The 19,051-nt window shown below is 58.2% G+C and carries 14 protein-coding genes and 2 rRNA genes; 5 read left to right on the forward strand and 11 right to left on the reverse strand.

Annotated features, from left to right (window positions below; all coding sequences use genetic code 11):
* Nucleotides 1-101: 101 nt before the first annotated feature.
* Together ACH2CW_RS03935 and ACH2CW_RS03940 are read left to right on the forward strand one after the other, a co-directional pair.
* Nucleotides 102-635 (forward strand): hypothetical protein, encoded by a 534-nt coding sequence (locus ACH2CW_RS03935; protein ID WP_395055541.1) that lies wholly within the window; start codon nt 102-104, stop codon nt 633-635.
* Nucleotides 636-661: 26 nt separating this feature from the next.
* Nucleotides 662-1,330 carry a class I SAM-dependent methyltransferase gene (locus tag ACH2CW_RS03940; RefSeq protein WP_395055542.1) on the forward strand — a complete coding sequence of 223 codons (669 nt, stop codon included), beginning with the start codon at nt 662-664 and terminating at the stop codon, nt 1,328-1,330.
* Here the strand turns inward: ACH2CW_RS03940 and ACH2CW_RS03945 are convergent.
* The 9 genes from ACH2CW_RS03945 to ACH2CW_RS03985 all read right to left on the reverse strand — a co-directional run bounded on the left by ACH2CW_RS03945 (nt 1,319) and on the right by ACH2CW_RS03985 (nt 15,041).
* Nucleotides 1,319-4,465 (reverse strand): AAA family ATPase, encoded by a 3,147-nt coding sequence (locus ACH2CW_RS03945; RefSeq protein WP_395055543.1) that lies wholly within the window; start codon nt 4,463-4,465, stop codon nt 1,319-1,321. The genes ACH2CW_RS03940 and ACH2CW_RS03945 overlap by 12 nt on opposite strands.
* A 68-nt stretch (nt 4,466-4,533) precedes the next feature.
* The gene (locus tag ACH2CW_RS03950) at nt 4,534-5,628 is read right to left on the reverse strand and encodes a M4 family metallopeptidase (protein ID WP_395055544.1); all 1,095 of its coding nucleotides are present in this window, start codon (nt 5,626-5,628) and stop codon (nt 4,534-4,536) included.
* 90 nt (nt 5,629-5,718) lie between these two features.
* Nucleotides 5,719-6,378: a Crp/Fnr family transcriptional regulator gene (locus ACH2CW_RS03955; RefSeq protein WP_395055545.1), complete on the reverse strand. Its 660-nt coding sequence runs from the start codon at nt 6,376-6,378 to the stop codon at nt 5,719-5,721.
* A gap of 66 nt (nt 6,379-6,444) precedes the next feature.
* Entirely contained in the window at nt 6,445-7,104 is a 660-nt protein-coding gene (locus ACH2CW_RS03960; protein ID WP_395055546.1) for a helix-turn-helix transcriptional regulator, read from the reverse strand.
* A gap of 209 nt (nt 7,105-7,313) precedes the next feature.
* A complete protein-coding gene (locus ACH2CW_RS03965; RefSeq protein WP_395055547.1) occupies nt 7,314-10,733 on the reverse strand; it encodes a response regulator in 3,420 nt (1,139 codons plus the stop codon).
* Nucleotides 10,734-10,777: 44 nt separating this feature from the next.
* Entirely contained in the window at nt 10,778-11,899 is a 1,122-nt protein-coding gene (locus ACH2CW_RS03970) for a response regulator (protein WP_395055548.1), read from the reverse strand.
* 99 nt (nt 11,900-11,998) lie between these two features.
* The gene (locus ACH2CW_RS03975) at nt 11,999-12,898 is read right to left on the reverse strand and encodes an esterase/lipase family protein (RefSeq protein WP_395055549.1); all 900 of its coding nucleotides are present in this window, start codon (nt 12,896-12,898) and stop codon (nt 11,999-12,001) included.
* A gap of 9 nt (nt 12,899-12,907) precedes the next feature.
* On the reverse strand, nt 12,908-14,533 hold the full coding sequence (locus tag ACH2CW_RS03980; RefSeq protein WP_395055554.1) for a GMC family oxidoreductase N-terminal domain-containing protein: 1,626 nt from the start codon (nt 14,531-14,533) through the stop codon (nt 12,908-12,910).
* A gap of 16 nt (nt 14,534-14,549) precedes the next feature.
* Nucleotides 14,550-15,041, reverse strand: coding sequence for a hypothetical protein (locus tag ACH2CW_RS03985; RefSeq protein ID WP_395055550.1), 492 nt, complete (start codon nt 15,039-15,041; stop codon nt 14,550-14,552).
* A gap of 83 nt (nt 15,042-15,124) precedes the next feature.
* Here ACH2CW_RS03985 and ACH2CW_RS03990 point away from each other — a divergent pair, with 83 nt between their 5' ends.
* Genes ACH2CW_RS03990 through ACH2CW_RS04000 form a run of 3 tightly spaced genes read left to right on the forward strand, consistent with a single transcriptional unit; the run spans nt 15,125 to nt 18,539 of the window.
* Complete coding sequence (locus tag ACH2CW_RS03990) at nt 15,125-15,859, forward strand: FFLEELY motif protein (protein ID WP_395055551.1); 735 nt, start codon at nt 15,125-15,127, stop codon at nt 15,857-15,859.
* Nucleotides 15,860-15,918: 59 nt separating this feature from the next.
* Entirely contained in the window at nt 15,919-17,604 is a 1,686-nt protein-coding gene (locus ACH2CW_RS03995) for an AMP-binding protein (RefSeq protein ID WP_395055552.1), read from the forward strand.
* A 41-nt stretch (nt 17,605-17,645) separates the two neighbouring features.
* Nucleotides 17,646-18,539: an MBL fold metallo-hydrolase gene (locus ACH2CW_RS04000; RefSeq protein WP_395055553.1), complete on the forward strand. Its 894-nt coding sequence runs from the start codon at nt 17,646-17,648 to the stop codon at nt 18,537-18,539.
* A 153-nt stretch (nt 18,540-18,692) separates the two neighbouring features.
* Here ACH2CW_RS04000 and rrf read toward each other — a convergent pair.
* Both rrf and ACH2CW_RS04010 read right to left on the reverse strand, forming a co-directional pair.
* Nucleotides 18,693-18,805: ribosomal RNA gene (rrf, locus tag ACH2CW_RS04005) — 5S ribosomal RNA — on the reverse strand.
* 169 nt (nt 18,806-18,974) lie between these two features.
* Nucleotides 18,975-19,051, reverse strand: a 23S ribosomal RNA gene (locus ACH2CW_RS04010); the annotation flags it as partial.

The following is a 19,051-nucleotide window of genomic DNA, read 5'->3' on the forward strand; positions in this document are numbered from 1 at the left end:
CACTGCCTGGCGTCACTACTGTTCACACGGGACGCTTCGCACTACACTCGCACAACATTTAACATTGAGTTGCAATTTTTTACTTTAATCAGGAGAAAAAGATGGGCATGTTTATGAAAGAGCACGACATCCACGTAGGAAGTCTGCTGGACCAGCTGAATGTACGTTTCGGTCCCACACCCGATAAAAAAAACCATTACGGCGGCATCGACGAAATGGTCGCACTGCAAAAAGAGTTCAAGATTTTCAAGAAAGGCCGCCCGTTCAAAACCAGCGTTGCCGTTCTCAACATTGGGTCCTCCAACGCCGAAGCCAAAAACCGTTTGTACGATTACTTCGCCAACCTCAGCAACCATGATTCCAGCATTGCTGGCATGAACGGCGATGCGGCGATCGTCAGCGCCCTCGTGCGTAATCTTGCATCGAAAAGCCCTCAGCCGGTGTATTTCACCTTCCATGACATGCGCGCAGAAAAGGGCAACACACGCGTGTTGATCAACGAAAAAGGGCGCCCCGTTCCATTCTTCAACCGGGACTACCTGACAATCTCTTTCCCAACCATGGCTCAGAAAGCAGCCAAGGTAGCAGCCAAGCCCGGTATCAAGAAGGCAACTAAGCCGGCCAGCAAGTCCTGAAATTCGTCGGGGGGCTGAGGCACCATATGCAGCTGTCCCCCGACGTTGTTCTGCCGGAGCTGCACGCCGATATCGCGCGCTATTACACCGCCAAGGTGCGGACGCATGGGGCCACTCCTGAGGGAGTTGATTGGGGATGTGTTCCCACGCAGGAATTGCGCTTTGTGCAGTTACTTCGGGTCTGTGATTTCACCGAACCGCTTTCCATCAATGACCTGGGGTGCGGTTATGGGGCACTGCTCGGATTTCTGCGCAAGCGGCACCGGCGTTCAGTCATCGACTACCTCGGCATTGATCTTTCCCCCGCCATGGTTGATCAGGCGAAACAGCTTTGGCGCCGATACCAGCGCGCGGCGTTCACCGTGGGCCTTGAAAGCCCGCGCGTTGCCGACTACTCGGTCGCCAGTGGCCTGTTCAATGTGCAGCAGGATCAGCCGGCAGCGTTATGGGCCTTGTTTGTGCAGCGCGTTCTGACCGGTCTGCTGGCAAGCAGCCGCAAGGGCTTTGCGATCAATTTTCTGGCTCCCTTGTCCCGGGACATGCAGCCAAAGCGCGGCTTGTACCGTACCGCACCGGACATCTGGATGGAATACTGTGCCCGCACCCTGGGCCTGCAGCCGGAGTTGCTCACCGGTTACGGCCTCAACGAATTCACGCTGCTGGTGCGGCGCGAGCCGCCTCAGTCATCCGACTGACAGCCCCACCAGACGCGTACGCTCTGCATGCAGGATGGCATCATAAATCCTGACCCCCGTGAGCTGGATTAACCGCTCGGCCTCGTCAAAGATGCTTCCGGCTTCCGCGGCACGCGAGACCCCGTAACTGTCTACCAATGCAGATCCTCGCGTAATCAGGGCTCGGCACTCGGGGAGGCGGGTGCTGCGCTTGCGTGAAAGCTCGATGGCCTCTTCCGCAAAGCTTGAGGATTCTTCAAAATTTCCCAGGCGCCGGAAACACTCGGCAATGCTTGCCAGAATTTCGGTTTCATACTCCGGTGCTACGTTGGCGCTCCTGATGAGTTGCAATGCCTCTTCAAATGAGCCCAGGGCTGCGGAAAAATCATTTTCTACGGTCGCAGCCATTCCCCGGCTGCTCAACGAAAAGGCCCGCAGATAGGGAATCGCATGTTTCTCATCCAGTTTCTGGATCAGTGCGGCGTGCTTTTGCGCAAGCTCAATGTCCTCCCGGCTGCAGGCAAGGTCGACATAGCCATGATGAGCGATCTGCAAAATTGTTGGGTCCGTCGAGTGTTCGCCGACAAGCACCATTTGCCGCAAACAGTCATGCGCCTCTTCGAACCGGCCCAGCCGTGTAAGTAGCCGCCCGCGCAGGCCCAGCAGCCACTGCTCAATGCTGAAACCCATGAACTCCCGGTCGAATTTATCAACACTGTGAACACCCGCAAGAGCCACATCGTTTGCGGCAAGGCCCTGCTCAAGCAGTCCGGCCCAGCCGTACGCTTGGCTGAGGGCTGCATTGAGAATCGCGGCACGCCCGAGATCAGTTCCTGAAGGGATGAGGGACAACGCATGCTGCACACGTTGCACATACCCGTCTGCCGGGCCACCACTGGCTTGAAGCATGCGCCCCTCGACCATCAGCAACAATTGCGTCAGCCGATTGTCGACCCGATGGGCCAATTCCATGGCCTCGTCAATAAATGGCTGGACTTCGGAAAGGCTCAATCCTTCGCGCCAGCCGAGCAGGGAAATTTGGCTACAGGCCATGGCACGAAGCCGGTCGATATCGGCCTCTTGCGCCTGGTCGCTGAGAAGCGACCTGACCTTGCGCCAATGCTTGATGGCCTGCGCCGAGTTGGTGGACCCTGCCCACTTTGCCGCTCGCGCCTCATGCTGTGCCGCGTTCACAAACTGCCCTGCGGCCGCATAGTGGTAGGCCACCAGTGCGGCAAACTCGCCCTCTTGAGCGCTGTAATGCACTTCCATGGCAGCGGCAACCGCAGCATGAAGGTTGGCGCGACGCGCCTTGAGCTGCGTGCTGTAAGCCACCTCCTGAATGAGTGGGTGGCGAAAGGCAAAGCGGCGTCCACCCGTGATCTCGCGGATTAACTGCAACAATTCGGCCTCACAAAGCCCGTCGAGTCCGCTTTCCATCTGGCTCACCAGATAGACCGCCACCTCCTGCAAAACCGCCAACGGGATTTCTTTGCCTATCACGGCGCAGATGTGCAACAAGGTTTTTTGAGTGGCCACCAGCCGGTCAAGTCGCTCGCCAATGACAGCCTGCACAGTGGCCGGCAAGGCCCGCCCGAGGGAGGTCAGATCGGGAGTAGCTCCTTCACCCTTCTTGAGCGATGCACTTTTTTCAATGAGCGAATGAACCAGTTCTTCCGCAAAAAATGGATTCCCCGCCGACCGCTCCACGATCAGTCCGAAAAACTGCTGAAGTTCCGGATGCCGGTTGAGTTGCTCCCGAACCAGCGCTTCAGTATCTGCTGCACCCAGGTCGGGTAGCGCCACCGCCCGAAAATGGGGGCGTGCTGACCAAGGCGCCTTGTATACCGGCCGGTAGTTGAGCAGGAGCAGGATGCGGGTACCGGCCACGGCATCTACCAACGCCGACAAAAATGCATCGCTCGCCTCATCAAGCCAATGCAGGTCTTCAAAAATAATGACTGTCGTGTTGACGCCAGCATGTCGCACCAGCTCTCCTAGCAAGCCCAATAGCCGGCCATGCCGCGCCTTGGGGGTGAGAGAGCAAGGCGGGCTGTTGATGTCAGCCACCCCCAAGAACTCATTGAAGAGCGCCAGATCGTCTGCGACAACGCCCGCAAGCGCCAAAAGGCCATCGCTGATACGCTGTCTTGCGGTGGCAGCGCTGTCGACGGGGGAAATCCTGAAAAAGCAGGTGCGCAATAGCATCAGCACCGGTTGCAAGGGCGTGGCATGCCCGTAGAGTTGGGTACGTACTTCGAAAACGGGCACAGAACGGCCACGGCACCATTGCGCGAATTCGTGACACAGCCGGCTTTTCCCGGTGCCGGGCGCACCTGACAATCCAATCACCGAACCGTGGCCTTTTTCTGCCAGACCGAACGCCTGCTGAAAAATGCCAAGCTCCTGCTCGCGCCCGCGAAATGCCGACATGGCGGCCACATGAAACTGATGGCTCTGCGCATCGTTCCTCGAAGCGAGCAACGCATACAACTCCACCGGCTCCGCGATACCCTTGAGCTGGTGTTTGCCGATGGGACGCGTGTCGCAGGCGGCACGAACAAGCGCCAAACAGTCGGCCGTCAGGCAGATCCCGCCAGGTTCGGCCATAGCAACAACACGGCTGGCCAAGTGGATGGCATGACCATGCACACCGCCGCCTTTTGCGGCGTCAGTTGCACCCGCGTCCACGGCCACTTGACCTGAGTGCAGGCCTACCCGTATACGCAGGCGCCCCTCCGGTCCTTCAAAAGCAGCCTGCATGGCAAGCGCAGCTTCACAGGCAAGACTTGCATGCCCTTCCAGGGCCCGCGGAACGCCAAACAAGGCCATGACGCCATCACCCAAAGTCCGCACCACCGTTCCACCGAAGCTCTCTACTGCATTGCACATCCGTTGGACGGCAGGACGCAGCTGCTCCATCGCCTGCTCAGGATCGAGTCCGGCGACGTGCTCAGTGGAACTGACAATATCGGCGAACAGGATGGTTGCGTGCTTGAGCGCACCCCATTGAATTTCAGGGGTCTGCTGCACGGGGTGGGTGCCGGTGCCACTGGCATGAAGGGGGGCGCCGCAATGCCCGCAGAATCGGTTAAGGTCCGGGTTGGTGGTCAGGCAGGATGTGCAGCGCAAGGGCATCATTTTGTGGGTGTTCAACAACGGGCGACTTTAGCAATCCGGATGCTTGCACGGTGCCTGAAACAAAGCAAGTGAATACGAGCGGCTCAGGGTAGTACTTTGACAGTCCGCCAGGCCGCTCGGACGGCCCTGTACTCTTTCGACTTCATCCCGTGACGCGCCAGGGCGGCTTGAAGCGTCGCATGCGCGGCGTCCTCAAAACTCGCCTTGTGCGACAGTGAGGAGAGTGCCGCGTACCAGATGGGGCCCGCAGCTTCCCAGGAATAGCCGCCGATTTTCTTTGCTGTCAGGTAAAAGGCGCGATTGGGAATCCCTGAGCCGTCATGAACATCGGCGCCATCGACATACTGCGCCATGCTTTTGAACTGATCGTCTTCGAACCAGGTCAGCTTGCGATTGCCCGGATCCTTGAGCGAACGTATCGCCCTGCCATGCGCCGGGGCGAGCATATGCTCACCGAGCAACCAGCTGGCCTGGGTCGCATCCTGACCGGCATGCCACTGCTTGACCATGCTCCCCATGACGTCTGAAAAAGATTCGTTCAGTGCGCCGCTCTGCCCTTTGAGTTCATGGGTTTGCGCCTTGAATTCCCTGTCCTTGACCGGCACGCGAACCACCCCCAAGCCGCCCGGAACGATGTGCTGGGTCACACCATGCGCGAGCTCGTGGGCAATGATGTCAAGCGACTGGGTAAATCCGCCCACATTGGCGTCGCCGTCGCCGTAAACCATCTGTTCACCGGTCCACATCGCGTTGCTGAAGTTTTTTCCGAAATGCACCGCCGAGGTCACGCGCATCCCGCGGTTGTCTATGGAATTTCGGCCGAACACCTTGAGGAAAAAATCCAGCGTGATGCCAGTGTTATCGTAGACCTGATTGACCGCGGCATCCCGAACCGGCTTGCCGCCTTCTGTTCGCACGGATTTGCCCGGAAGCTGCGTGTTGGAGCCCGCGTCAAAAACAGCGCGCTGGTAGGGCGAAACCGCCTTGTGCGCAGAAGTCGCGAGAAGCCGGAGCGTCGGCGCAGGCGCGCTCAAGGCACTTCGCATCGACCGAAGCTGCGCAGTATGTTCCATATGCCCATGCAACACATGGCGGTCTGCTTCGCTGACTTTGGCCGCGATTTTTTTGAGCAGCTTGGAGGGAAGGGCAAAACAGGCACACCGATACGCTGATGTCACGGGAGTTTCCTTTGGGGTCGGGGCTGTCGGTTGGTACGAGGGCCCCGCCAGGTCATGTCCTGGGAAATTCAGGCCGTCAGGCCCTGAGGGTCACCAGCGGCTGGGTAGCTTTTTAAGCAGCGTGATGCGGCGGATGCCCAGTTCGATATAGCCGCCTTTTTCAAGGTCCTTGAGCAGTCGGCTGACCATTTCGCGCGAAGCCCCCACGCGGTTGGCAATGTCCTGGTGGGTGATGGATTCCAGCGTCGCGCTGCTTCCCTCGCCCTCGGTCGCGCCCTCGCGACGCTCCTCCAGCAAGGCCACCAGCCGGCCGTAAACATCGAGCAAGGCCATGTTCCGCGCGGTTTCCGTCGCAGCACGGGCACGGCGGATCACCTGGACCACCAAATTGATGGCAAATTCGGGCTCTTCGACCAGGTGCTCGCTCACGTCAGCGCGGCTCAACACGGCGCAAATACAAGGCTCCAGCGTCATCACCGAGGCCGACCGGGGGCCACCATCGAGGGACATTTCACCAAAATAGTCACCCGCGTGGACGGTGCCGTAGGTGATTTCACGTCCACTTTCGTCCATGGCGAACACCTTGACACTTCCCTTGAGAAGCACAAACAGGCTGTCACCAGCTTCACCTTCGTTGATCAAGACCGCATTTTTACGGTAGGTACGCTGCACCCCGCGACGCGCCAGCGAGCGCAATTCCGGAACCAGCGATGTGTACAGGTCTTCAGCAGAGGGGATTGACGAGCTCATGATGAGCCGTAATCTAGCACGTGGCGTGCCGCCAGTGTGGGCGCCCGCGCTGGCCGCGAGGAATTTTTAGTGGATTTGTACCAGGTGCAACGGAGCCACCGGCGGCAAAACGGCCACCCTGTTGACCAGTTCGCGCACCCCGCTGGAGCCGGTTTTGGCGCAGAGGCTGCGCACATGACTGCGGACAGTCGACACAGCCACCTTCATCTGAAGGGCAATTTCCGGCGTGCTCAGCCCTTTGCACAGAATGATCAACACCTGTTCTTCAGTCTGGGTCAAACCATAACTGCGGGCGAAAAACCCGAACATCCCGGATTCACACACCTCCGCGCGCGAAAAGAGCAGCGCGATACGGATTTCCCTTGCGCCGATCTCAGGCTTGAGTGGAACCACCGCCAGCATCAGGCTCAGGCCGCCCGAGCTGACGTTAATCAAGCTGCGCTTTCCCGCCACCGCCTTGTTCAGGGCCATGTGCAGGGTTTTACCGTCTGCCGGCGTAAGTGCATGGACTTCATCGCCGACCTTCTCAAGCACTCTGCGACGGTTGAGTTCGGCCCGGGCGGCCTGGTTGGCATGAACAAGCTGACCGCGCTCCCCCACCACGATCACGCCATGCGCCAGAACATCGATCAACGTACTGAATAGATCCGCGCTCGACTCCGAGAGCTCCAGGTCGGCAAGAAGCGGGGCCGGGTCCGTAAATCCGGCATTCAACAGGGTATTCATCTTCACGTGCCTTGTAACCGTTACAGTTTGTTAAGCGTATGAAGCTGGCCCCAATCTGGATAGTGAATATGCCGCTTGTTGAATGTGAACAATTTCACAAGTTTGGAGAGGTCAATGAGGCGGAACCTTCACATAGTTAGCGTGCGCCCACTTTTGAAACACTTGTCAGGCGTGCTTTTTCGCGTGAACAACTTGCCTTCGATGGGGCCTCAAACCCAGGTGTTCAAAATGATCCTGGTTTTCTCCCAATACGCCTGAAGCCTGTCGAACTGCCGTGCGGAGTTAGGAGGTACGCGGCCTTTTTTGGCCTCAAGCTCAAGTTCTGCGCAAACAGCCTGCATCGCAACAGCGCCGACATTGCTGGTTGCGCCAATGAGCGCATGTGCCGCCCAAGCCAGCGCAACCGGATCGTCAGCGCGAATGCTCTCGTCGATGGCCTTGAGCCGCTGTGAGGCATCAGCGACAAACAAGCCGATCACCTCTCGGGTCATGCTCAGGTTGTCGTCATCAAACTCCTTGAACTGCGCCAAGCGCTCAAAGTCGATCAACTTCACCTCCGGCGCGACGGCTGGCTTGGGCATGTTCAGCGGGGAGGTTGACTGCGAAGCGGGGCCCGCCGCCGGAGCGCGCCCAGGTCCCGGCCTGAGCGACCTTCCGGAGCCCTCGGCGGCCGAGGCTATTTTCGGCAACCAGCGCTCCAGCGCCTGCGCCAATGCCGCCACATGCAAGGGCTTGGTCAGGTAGTCGTCCATGCCGGCGGCAACACAACGTGCGCGATCTTCGGGTGATGCGGCAGCTGTCAGGGCAATAATCGGCGGGGCCTTTTGACCCATCATGGTTTGAATCTGTTGTGTCGCCTGAAAACCGTTCATGCGCGGCATGTTCACATCCATCAACACCGCGCCATAACGCCAACCCGCTCCATGCGCCCGCGCTACAGCCTGTACAGCCTCCCTTCCGTCCAGGGCGGTTTCTGTCGGATAACCCAATTTGGTCAACATCGCGCAGGCAACCTTCAGGTTGACTGCATTGTCATCAACCACCAGCAAGGTCATGCTTTTTTCCGCCGCCGACGCGGAACTGGCTTTGAGCTCGGCCGGATGCGTGTCGCCTTCGCCTGCCGACAAACAGCGAGCGAGCGCGTCAAACAGCTGCTTTTGGCGCACCGGCTTGAGCAAGCGGGCCTCAAACAACTGGGCGGCCTCGTGACCTGGCGGCATGAAACCGGAAGAAAGCAGCACCAGCGGCACATCTGCCAGGCCGGCTTTTGACTTGATCACTCGCGCCAGCGTCACCCCGTCCATTTCGGGCATGTGCATGTCGGTGATGATGATGTCCGGCCGCGCAGATTTTTCCGCCGCGATGTCGTGTAAGGCCTGCGCCCCGGACTCTGCGCTGCTGACCTGCATGCCCCACATCTGAAGTTGTCGCGCCAGGACGCGCACATTGGTCAGGTGGTCGTCCACCACCAGCACCCGCTTGCCATGCAGGGCAGTGGCATCCACCGTGCCCATCAGAGCGGGCAGCGCCGCTGCCGGCGCCCGGATGGTAAACCAGAAAGTCGAGCCTTTGCCGGGCAGGCTGTCCACGCCTATTTCACCATCCATCAACTCGACCAGACGCTTGCAGATAGCCAAACCCAAACCGGTTCCACCGTACTTTCGGGTGGTCGATGCATCGACCTGGGTGAAGGCCTGAAATAACGCATCCACCCGGCCTGGCGGTATGCCAATGCCAGAGTCCGTGACCCGAAATTCGAGCAATACACGTGCCGCATCAGCAGGATTGGGCAGCCGCCGAACGCTGACCGCCACCTCGCCCTTTTCCGTGAATTTGACAGCATTGCTGATGAGGTTGATCAACACCTGCCGGATACGTGTGATGTCTCCAGCGATCGCCGCTGGCAGCTCCGGAAAGCCAGAGCCCGCCGTTTCGGGGATATCAACAATCAGCTCAAGATTCTTTTCCCGGGCCCGCGGCGCCACAATATCGCAGGCTTCTTCGATGGCGCTGCGCGGACTCAGGGGCTCGGACTCCAGCTCCAGCTTTCCCGATTCAATTTTTGAAAAGTCCAGGATATCGTTGATGACCGCCAGCAATTGATCACTCGACAACCGGATGGTCTGCAGATAGTCACTCTGCTCTTCATCCAGCGAGGTCTCTGCGAGCAAGGTGCTCATACCCACCACGCCGTTAAGAGGCGTGCGGATCTCATGGCTCATGGTTGCCAAAAATGAGGCTTTGGCCCGAGCCGCCTGCAAAGCCTCTTCGCGGGACGCCAGCAGTTCCACTGTGCGCTGCGCAACCCGCTGCTCCAGCATTTCGTTGGCATCCTCAATAATCCGAGTTTTGGCCAGCACCTCTGCTCGGTAAGCCCTGAGCTGTTCCGCGCTGTTGTGCATGACCTGCGAAAGCTCCCTCACCTCCCGAAGACGCGTGCGCCGCTCTACACGAGGCACCTCGCCGCGACCAAGCTGCTGAGCAGCCAGGCCAAGGCGCTGGAGCCGGTGTCCAATGCGGTTGGCAACGTACAACGCCGCCAAGGCACCCAGAAAAATCAGTCCGCCGATCAATGCAAGAGATAATTTCCATGCGTGATCAATGTTCGCCGTGAAGTCGTTCTCGGGCGCTGCTACCACCAGGGTCCAGCGCAAACCCAGGGATTCGCCAAACGGGCGCTGCACCATCAGCAGGGTATTACCCTGCACCCCCAAGCGCTGCAGGGCCATGTTGCTGGCTACCGAGTCCTCACGTTTGCGAGAACGCTCGAGCTGAAATGCCAGAAAACTCTCTCGAATGACGGGGTTCGCGCTGTGCTGCGGGCCGCGTCGTACGGTCTGTCCGTCTTCGTCCCGGAGCAATGGGTCACCAGCCGACCCCGCCACCAGCAGTCCTGACTCATCGACAATGAAAGCGGCTCCCCGCGCGCTGATGCGCTGTGTTTGCAGCAAGCTGGAGAGTTGCTGCAGATAGAGATCAATGCCGAACACGCCGGCTGCTCCGTCATCACTTTCATACACAGGCTGGGACAGCGTCACAAACAATTGCGGTTTGCCTGGGACCACCTGGATTGGGGAAAACACCCGTCCTTTGGCAATCAGGGCGCCCTGGTACCAGTTGCGGGTTCGGGGCTCGAAATTGGTCTGTGAAACAGGCACTGGTTTTGATCGATCACCGGGCCGTCGCGCGGCAAAAGCCTGCAAGCCTGCGTCTGTGGGGCCGCGTAGCAGCACCATCGCGCCATTCGCAGTGCTCTCGACCGAAAAATATTCGCCACGGTTGTTGCCAAAGTACAGGTGCGGTGTCTCCGCAGATTGCCTGGCCAATGCAAACGCCATGGGCTCGAATGCGGCGCCGCTGCGCAGCCAGTCCCGTGCCTGCTCGGTTTGAGACGCACTTGGACGTTCTGGGAAAAGGCCATTGAGGGCATGATGGGCCTGCCCCAAATGCGCCTGTGCGCCGGCCTCAATCTTGACCGCCACGTTAAGAAGAATTTCTCCCGCGAGGTCTTGCGCCGCCTGTGCACTGCTGCGCGCCATAAGCCAGGCCACCAATCCGGCCGGCATCAGCGCAAACAACAAAAGGCTGACGACCAGAACGCGGCGAAGGGAAAGCGTTTTTCGAGGCATGCGACCAGGTTGAAGCGTTGTGTGTTCGACCGTTCGACGGCGCGTCAGGTCTGCAATGCCAGACCCAGCAACTCGGCAGCGTCAAGCGCTGCCGAGCGTCCAGGCAGCGAAATAAGCGCACGCGCGCCGGTGTTCACCGCGCCGGTCACGCCACGCAGCATGCCAACACTTGCGGCGATCTTCCAGCCGGACTTGCTGGCCTGTTTCTGCAGCAACAAAGTGACACTGACGGTGTCGCCTACCGGCAGAACATGTATGCCGCCGTGCAAGGGATCTTCGAGCTTGGCGAGCGCGACAGGTCCACTGTTTAGTGCAACGCTGACATCGAAACGAGGCAGCCCATGTGATGGGAACTGGCTGTTGAGGAACTTCTGTACACGCTTGGCCGCATCAAGCAGCCCCAGCGCAGCGCGGACGGCACGCAGGCCATGATTGACCGAGGACGTGTCGGTGCTGTCGACAAACACCACCAGCAAGCCTTCGCCCACAAATTGCATGTGGCGCGCTCCGAACAAGTGAACAGTGTCACCCGCGTTGTTGTAAAACTGGCGGACAACATCGCTGAGTTCTGTGCTGGACAGTTTTTCGGCAAGTCCCGCGTAGTTGATGACATCGACAAAAAGGACGCTGGCATTGGAGAATTTTTCGTCTTCGTTTGCCGCGTCGGCGGCAGGCCATTTGTCGCTCAACTCGGATGCCAGCTTTTCTTCATAGAGGCGGGCGAGGTGATGTTTCTGGTTCTCCAGTGCGGCTTGAATGGCCGCCTCCACCGCCATGGCTTGAACGGCGGCCTGCATCTCCCGCTTGTTCAGCTGGGCGGCGGCCGCTTCGCGCAATTCGCCCGGACGAAACGGCTTGGTGATGTAGTCGTCCGCACCGCTGGTCATGCCAATGCGCATGTGCGCGCGCTCCTGCAATGAGGTCAGCAATACCACGGGAATGGCTGAGATAGTCGGGTCGGCGCGCAAAGCCTGCAACATCGCAAAGCCGTCCATCAGTGGCATCTGGACATCGCTGACCACCAGATCAGGCTTGTTGTGCCGCACCAACTCCAACCCGGACAACCCATTGTCGGCCGACAGGACTTCGTAGCCATCTTTCCTCAGCACAGACGCAACCAGAGTACGTGTGGCCGCATCGTCCTCCATCAACACAATCAAAGGCATTGTTTATTCCAAGCGAATAGCCCAAAAGAGAGCAGGCCCAGCATACACAATTTGTTACCGCCAACCAGGCGCCCGCATGCATGCCCGCTTTTCCTCGATTCAGTCGTCCGTCATCGCCAAAACTTCGTCCATGATCTGCGGCAGGAAAGCCAGCTGGACGTGTGCAGCGCCTCGAACCAGTTGATTGTTTGCACCCTGCAAGGTGGCAGTTGAAGTAGGAAACACAATGTTGTCGCAGTTCGAATACCAGCAGGTAAATAACGCGTGGCGGTGCGAGGGCATGTCCAGGTCAAGCGCTTGATGCCATTGGCCGGATAGCTGCATCTGGCGTCCGTTGGCAACGCGACTGAAGCGGGCCAACCAGGTCCCACGATGCGGCGTCCCCAACGTCACCACATGATGGATGCGATCCTCCGCCCTCATGGCCTTGAGCCACGCCCGCGCAGCCAGTCCGCCCATGCTATGACACACCAGCAACGGGGGCCGGCCCGAAGCTTCCGTGACTTGCCGGACTGCGGCATCGATGAGCGGGGCGTAATCGTCAATAGAGGCAAATGGCGGCTCCAGGTTGACCGCTACGTAGGCGTGGCCGCTCCCCTGAAGGCGTTTCAACCACGGCGACCAAAAACCGCGATTGCAAAAAAAACCGTGGATGAACACCACGCCACGGCGACCGCGAACCACAGAATCTCCTGCCAACTGGTCTGGAAACGCGGCAGAGCGAAAAGGTTGCCTCCAACAAAAAACACGGGGCGCCGCCAATGTTTCGCCCAGCCAAGCCTTGACGAGTTCTGCCAGAGACGGGGCGGGAGTCGGATCACTGCGATTGACGAATCGCAAAGCGACGAATTCAATGGCAAGAAATCCGGAGTAACCCAGGACCACAAAGACGAAACCGGCGAGCGCCAGCGTCGTTGAAGTTTTCCAGAAAAATAACAGCCACGCGACTGCGGCGATCAGCAAAGCGAAGGTGATCAGGCGCTGAAGGCGTGCCAGCATAAGTCCAACTCAAGCCAGCAGGAGCTCTTGCCCCGTCAGCTTTTTGGCCAATCCCTGCGCGAGCCGGTTGACGATGCCATAGATAGACAACTGGGGATTGGCGCCTATGCTGGTTGGGAAAACCGAGCCATCGTGAACTGACAAATTTTCAAGCTGCCAATGCACACCATCGGGTCGGACCACCCCTGACTTTTCCCGGCCCGACAGGCCACATCCACCCATCACATGCGCGCTCACGACCTTGGTAAGCAGGGGCTTCATGGGCAAGGCGTTCACCGCATCACGGGCCTGACTCCATGTGGTGTAGGGCAAGGCCATCTCATGCAAGGGCAACACCTGGAGCGCACCGGCGGCGAACTGAATTTCCATCATCGACAGCAGGGCTCGGCGCGCGCCGTCCATCACAAAATCCGTCAGCGGGTAGGCCAGCACGGCCGACCCATCACCACGCAATTTGACTTGCCCGCCACGCGATTGCTCGTGAAAACCGTCACGCAGCAACGCCAACAAAGTGTGGTTGTGCGGGAACGTCTTGAGCAGGTCGCCCTGGCTTTTCCCCATTCCCGGAACAGTCGACGCAAAAATCACCGGGTGCAGCGGCGGTGCTTCAAGCTTGTAGCCCATCGGTCCATCAATCGCCTGCGTATCCAGGAAGTGATCGGTGTAGATGGTTTGCGGCGCTCCGCTCCAGGCTTCCACTTTCTGCGAAAAAACTGCCGAACTCATCACCACGGGGTGCAGAAAAGTTCGTGCGCCCAGCACACCGTGCGGATCGGGCGCGCCGGAACGCAGAAGCACCGCTGGCGAGTTGATGGCGCCACCCGCCAATACGTAGTGCTTTGCTATTATTTTGGTAGCTGCTTGCCCATGCCCGCTATGGGCTAACGCGCCATTTGGCATCACGCTCTGGCAATGCAGGGCAGTCACCTTGCCATTGGCCAGCTCAAACTTCTCTACCCGCATTTCGGTCAGCAATTGGGCCCCCAAGTCGAGCGCTGCCGGAATGGTGGTCACCAGCATCGATTGCTTGGCGTTCGTTGGACAACCCAGTCCGCAGGACCCCAGATTCCAGCATCCTTTGACATTGCGCGAAATAGCCGCCGCCTGGATATTGAGCTTGGCTGCGCCACGCCGCAACAAGTCATTGTTTTCGTTGGGAGGCGTCAGCCAAGGCAGAATGTTCAGCCGTTTTTCGGCCTGCTCAAAATAGGGTGCGAGCGCCTGCACGCCGTAGTCCGGCAGATCAAAATGCGTCTGCCAAAACTTGAGCGTAGGCGCCGGGGTCCGAAAGGAACTGGTCCAGTTGACTGTGGTAGAGCCGCCCACGCAGCGACCCTGCAGGATATTGATCGCCTTGTCTTCAGTTTTTCTCGCCGCACTTTCCTGATAGAGCTGCGGGTAGGCCTCGGATTCCTTTTGATTGAAATCGCTGCTGCTTTTGAGCGGGCCTTCCTCGATCATCACTACATGCAGGCCGGCCCTCGCCAGCAGTTCGGCAGTAATGCCGGCACCGGCGCCAGAGCCGACGATGGCCACATCACAGACAATTTTTTCCGGCGCCTGACCCAAAACACCACCGAAAACTTTCCAGCCGCGTTGAAGGCCCTCGCGGATCGGGTCCAGGAATTGAGTCATGCGGTCTTCAGTATTCTTAAAGTTTCGGCGGGCCAGGATAGCCGAGCTGCGGCCAGGTTGAAGCATCCGTAAAGTAAGCCGCTGCGGTGATGTCATGCAGCGCCGCATACGCCTGTTGCCGCAACGCCAAGGCAGAAAGCCGCATGCCCTGTAATGCCTGTTGAATATCCGCGTCGGGGGCCGCTGACCATGCCTGATTCAGACCCGCCATCAGGTGTCGTCCGGGCATGCTCGCCAGCAACGACAGCAACTGGGACAGCTCGTCTTGCGCATGGGGTGGCAATGCCTGGGTGAGTTCGTCGACTCGCCCAAGCAGGGCATCGAGCGCTATTTGCCGGGCAGCGTCATCGGCCGGCAGGCTTGACTGCAGAACCGCGCGGCCTACTGCCCGAAAGACCTCACGGCCTGCCTCAGCCAATTTTCCATGATGCAAGCCGGCTTGTATCAGCGCCGCAGCGCCGCCACCCAGGGCGAGCACCGCCGCCGAGGCGACGCCAAGCTTGAACAAGGTCCTTCTTTGCATTGATCAAGTTTCGCACGCGCTCCCTGTATTTCTATAGGGCGCAGCACCTAGATAAACTCCGTGTTTACATGGATCCCTCCGCATCCCGTATTCGTAACGCCATGCAGGCGGTCTCGCTGCTCCGACTGAGCCGGGTGGGCCAGCCCCTGCTCGAACAGGCTTGCCTTGAGGTCAAGCGTTTTCAGGCGCAGCGCTTCAAGGCCACGTACACCGACCTTCTGGCCAGCCCCCGTTACCAGAGGGCAACCGGGTTTTTTCTGCATGAGCTGTATGGCGAGCAAGATTACGCACAGCGCGATCAGCAGTTCGCACGCATTGCAAACACCATTGCCCGCCTTTTCCCCCAAGCTGTGGTTGAAACGGCGGCTGCACTGGCTGAAGTGCATGCTTTGACAGAACAGCTCGACGACATGATGGCCCGGCAATGGCTGGCGCGTCCCACACTCAGTGCACATGTCCGCTATATCCAGTGCTGGCGGGCAGTTGCTGATCGGCCAGCAAGGCTGCGCCAGCTGGAGGTTGTCCTGCAACTGGGCAGCGAGTTGGATCGCCTGACAGGAACACGCGGCCTGCGCAGTTTGCTGAAAATGATGCGGGGACCCGCAGCTGCGGCCGGCCTCAGTTCGTTGCAGGTTTTTCTGGAGGCCGGGTTCGACGCTTTCGCGGACATGAAAGGCTCTTCGGCATTTTTAGCACTGGTCGAAAGGCGCGAATCAGGTTGGATTGAAGCCTTGTTTGACTTGGACACTGTCGCCTGCGAGACGAAATTGCGTCAACTTCTCGCCAACCCAGGCCCGCATTAGGGACAAGCCCCATACGCTGGCGCGCGCTGCGCTTTCACAATGGCACACAAGGAGTTTTCATGGACAAGTTTTGGCTCAAGAGTTATCCCGAGGGTGTTCCCCACACCATTGATCCCGAGCAGTTCCGCTCGCTCAATCAGTTGCTGGAGGACTCGTTCAGGAAGAATGCATCGCGTCCGTTTTCAGTTTGCATGGATCGCTGGATGTCCTATGGCGAACTTGATGAGCTGTCCTCCGCGATGGGGGTGTGGCTGCAATCCCAGGGACTTGAGCCCGGCGCTCGCGTGGCCATCATGCTGCCCAACATTCCCCAGTTTGCGGTCACCATGGCCGGTATCCTGCGGGCGGGCTACACCTGCGTCAACGTCAATCCACTGTACACCGCCCGTGAACTGGAACACCAGCTCAAAGACTCAGGCGCGACCACCATCGTTATTCTCGAAAATTTCGCCACAACGCTGGAAGAGATCATCGACAGGACATCAATCAAGCAGGTGGTGGTTGCCTCGATGGGTGATTTGCTGGGCTTCTGGTACGGGCGGTGGATCACTTTCGCGGTGCGGCATCTGGCAAAAATGGTGCCGGCGTACAAGTTGCCTCTGGCGAACGGGCGCAACGTCACTCCCTTCAAACAGGTGATGGCTGAGGGAGTGGGCAAAGCGCTCAAACCGTCTCAGACCAATCTGGATTCGATCGCCTTTTTGCAATACACCGGTGGCACCACAGGTTTGTCCAAGGGCGCGGTGCTGACCCACCGGAATATCGTCGCAGCCGTATTGCAGGCGGAAGCCTGGTTCACGCCGGCGTTGCGCCGTATCGGTGATGTCAGCAAAACCAACGGTATTGCCGCTTTGCCGCTCTATCACATCTTCGCGTTGACCCTGTGCCTGCTGGCGATTCGCTGGGGCTCCCATCTCACCCTGATCCCCAATCCGCGCGACTTCGGCCAGTTCATCGAAGTTCTGAAAAAACGTCCTTTCCATATGCTCCCCGCCGTGAACACCCTGTTTAACGCCCTGTTGCAGCACCCCCAGATCAAGTCGGTTGACTTTTCTAGTCTCTGCGTTTCACAGGCTGGCGGAATGGCCGCGTCTGAAGGTACAGCCAAGCATTGGCTAGAAGTGACCGGTAGCCCAATGATCGAAGGCTGGGGCATGAGCGAAACATGCGCGATTGGCACCAACAATCCAGTACTCAACCGGGAGTTCACAGGCACGATCGGACTGCCGTTGCCAGGAATAGACATTGCTATCAAGGACGATGACGGGAAATCGCTCCCGCCCGGAGAATCTGGAGAGATTTGCATCAGAGGCCCGCAGGTCATGACTGGCTACTATCGCCAGCCGGAGGAAAACGAGAAAGCCTTTACGGCAGACGGCTTCATGCGTACTGGTGACATCGGCATCATCGATGAGACCGGTTACACCAAAATTGTTGATCGCAAAAAGGACATGATCATTGTTTCGGGTTTCAATGTCTTTCCCAATGAACTTGAGAACGTGATTTCATTGTGTCCGGGGGTGGTGGAATGCGCGGCCATCGGCATTACAGATGACAAGCAGGGTGAGGCGATCAAGGTTTTTGTTGTGAAAAATGATCCGACGCTCACGGAAGAAGCTGTAGGCGAATTTTGCCGCCAGAATCTCACCGGCTACAAGCGCCCCAAATACATTGAATTCAGGGACGATTTGCCGAAAACAAATGTTGGGAAAATTCTCAGGCGTGAACTGCGCACCGCGGCGTGAGAGCCCCCTGCCCGCAGACGGACAAGCTGTTGCCGGCGGGCATGCTGGTTTTTGAGCGGGGATGGCTGTCGTCCAACAACATTCTTTTCCTGGGAACGGAATCCAACGTCATCGTTGACAGCGGATATGCGACGCATGCCGAACAAACCGTTGATCTCTTGGATGCCGCATTGCAGGGGCGACCGCTCGACATTCTTCTCAATACTCATTTGCACAGTGATCACTGCGGAGGTAATTCAGCACTTCAGGCCGTTTACCCCGAGTTGGATACCCTGATTCCCCCAGGGCAAGCGCATCTGGTTTCGGCTTGGGACCCGGTCGCGCTGACATATGTTCCAACGGGGCAGTTGTGCCCTCAGTTTGAATTCACTGGTTTACTGAAGCCAGGTGGGGAAATCGAGCTGGCTGACAAGTCCTGGCAAATTCATGCGGCGCCAGGCCATGATCCTCATTCGGCAATTCTTTTTGAACCACAGTCTCGCACCTTGATTTCGGCAGATGCATTGTGGGAAAGTGGCTTCGGCGTGGTTTTCCCCGAGCTTGAGGGAGGCAGTGCTTTTGATGAAGTAGCGGCCACACTGGATTTGATTGAGCGCCTGGCTCCGCGCACGGTCATACCCGGCCATGGCGCGGTGTTTGGTTACCGTCCCCAAGTGCTGGCATCCGCGCGTCAACGCTTGAATGCTTTTGTCAGCAATCCAAGCCGTCATGCTCATCATGCGGCCAAGGTGCTTCTTAAATTCAAGCTGCTTGAACAGCAGCAACTTTTGTTCGCAGATTTTCTCGAGTGGGCGAGGCGTACCAGCTACTTCCAGCAAATACGCGCGATGTTTTTCGCATCCATTCCATTTGATGATTGGGTGGCCCATCTGACCGCCGAGCTCGAGCGCTCTGCAGTGGCGCGCAGGGATGAAGATTTGATTCTCAACGCCTGATCAGCGGATTAAATAAGCGCAGGTAGTTGGGCATCAAATCGTCAGAGCAAGGCATTCGGACCTTGGCAGACGTAGCCCTGACGGTTTGCATTTCTTCCGCCCAAAAGAAAACGCCCAGTTGACTGAGTCAACTGGGCGTTTCTTGCTGTAAGAGCCTGACGATGTCCTACTTTCACACGGGAATCCGCACTATCATCGGCGCTAAGTCGTTTCACGGTCCTGTTCGGGATGGGAAGGAGTGGTACCACCTTGCTATGGTCATCAGGCATAACTTGTTGTCGCGTTGATTTCCTATTTAGGAGTCAACACAACGAATTCATAGAGTTAATCAGCTTTTATATATATTTCGATCACGTCTAAACAACTTGAACATAACAAACATTCGAACTTGTTGAACACCACATTTCTGTAATGCTTACAACAAATCAAAGTTATAGAGTCAAGCCGCACGAGCAATTAGTATCAGTTAGCTTAACGCATTACTGCGCTTCCACACCTGACCTATCAACGTC

The organism is Polaromonas sp. (assembly GCF_043778355.1).
GTDB lineage: Bacteria > Pseudomonadota > Gammaproteobacteria > Burkholderiales > Burkholderiaceae_C > Polaromonas.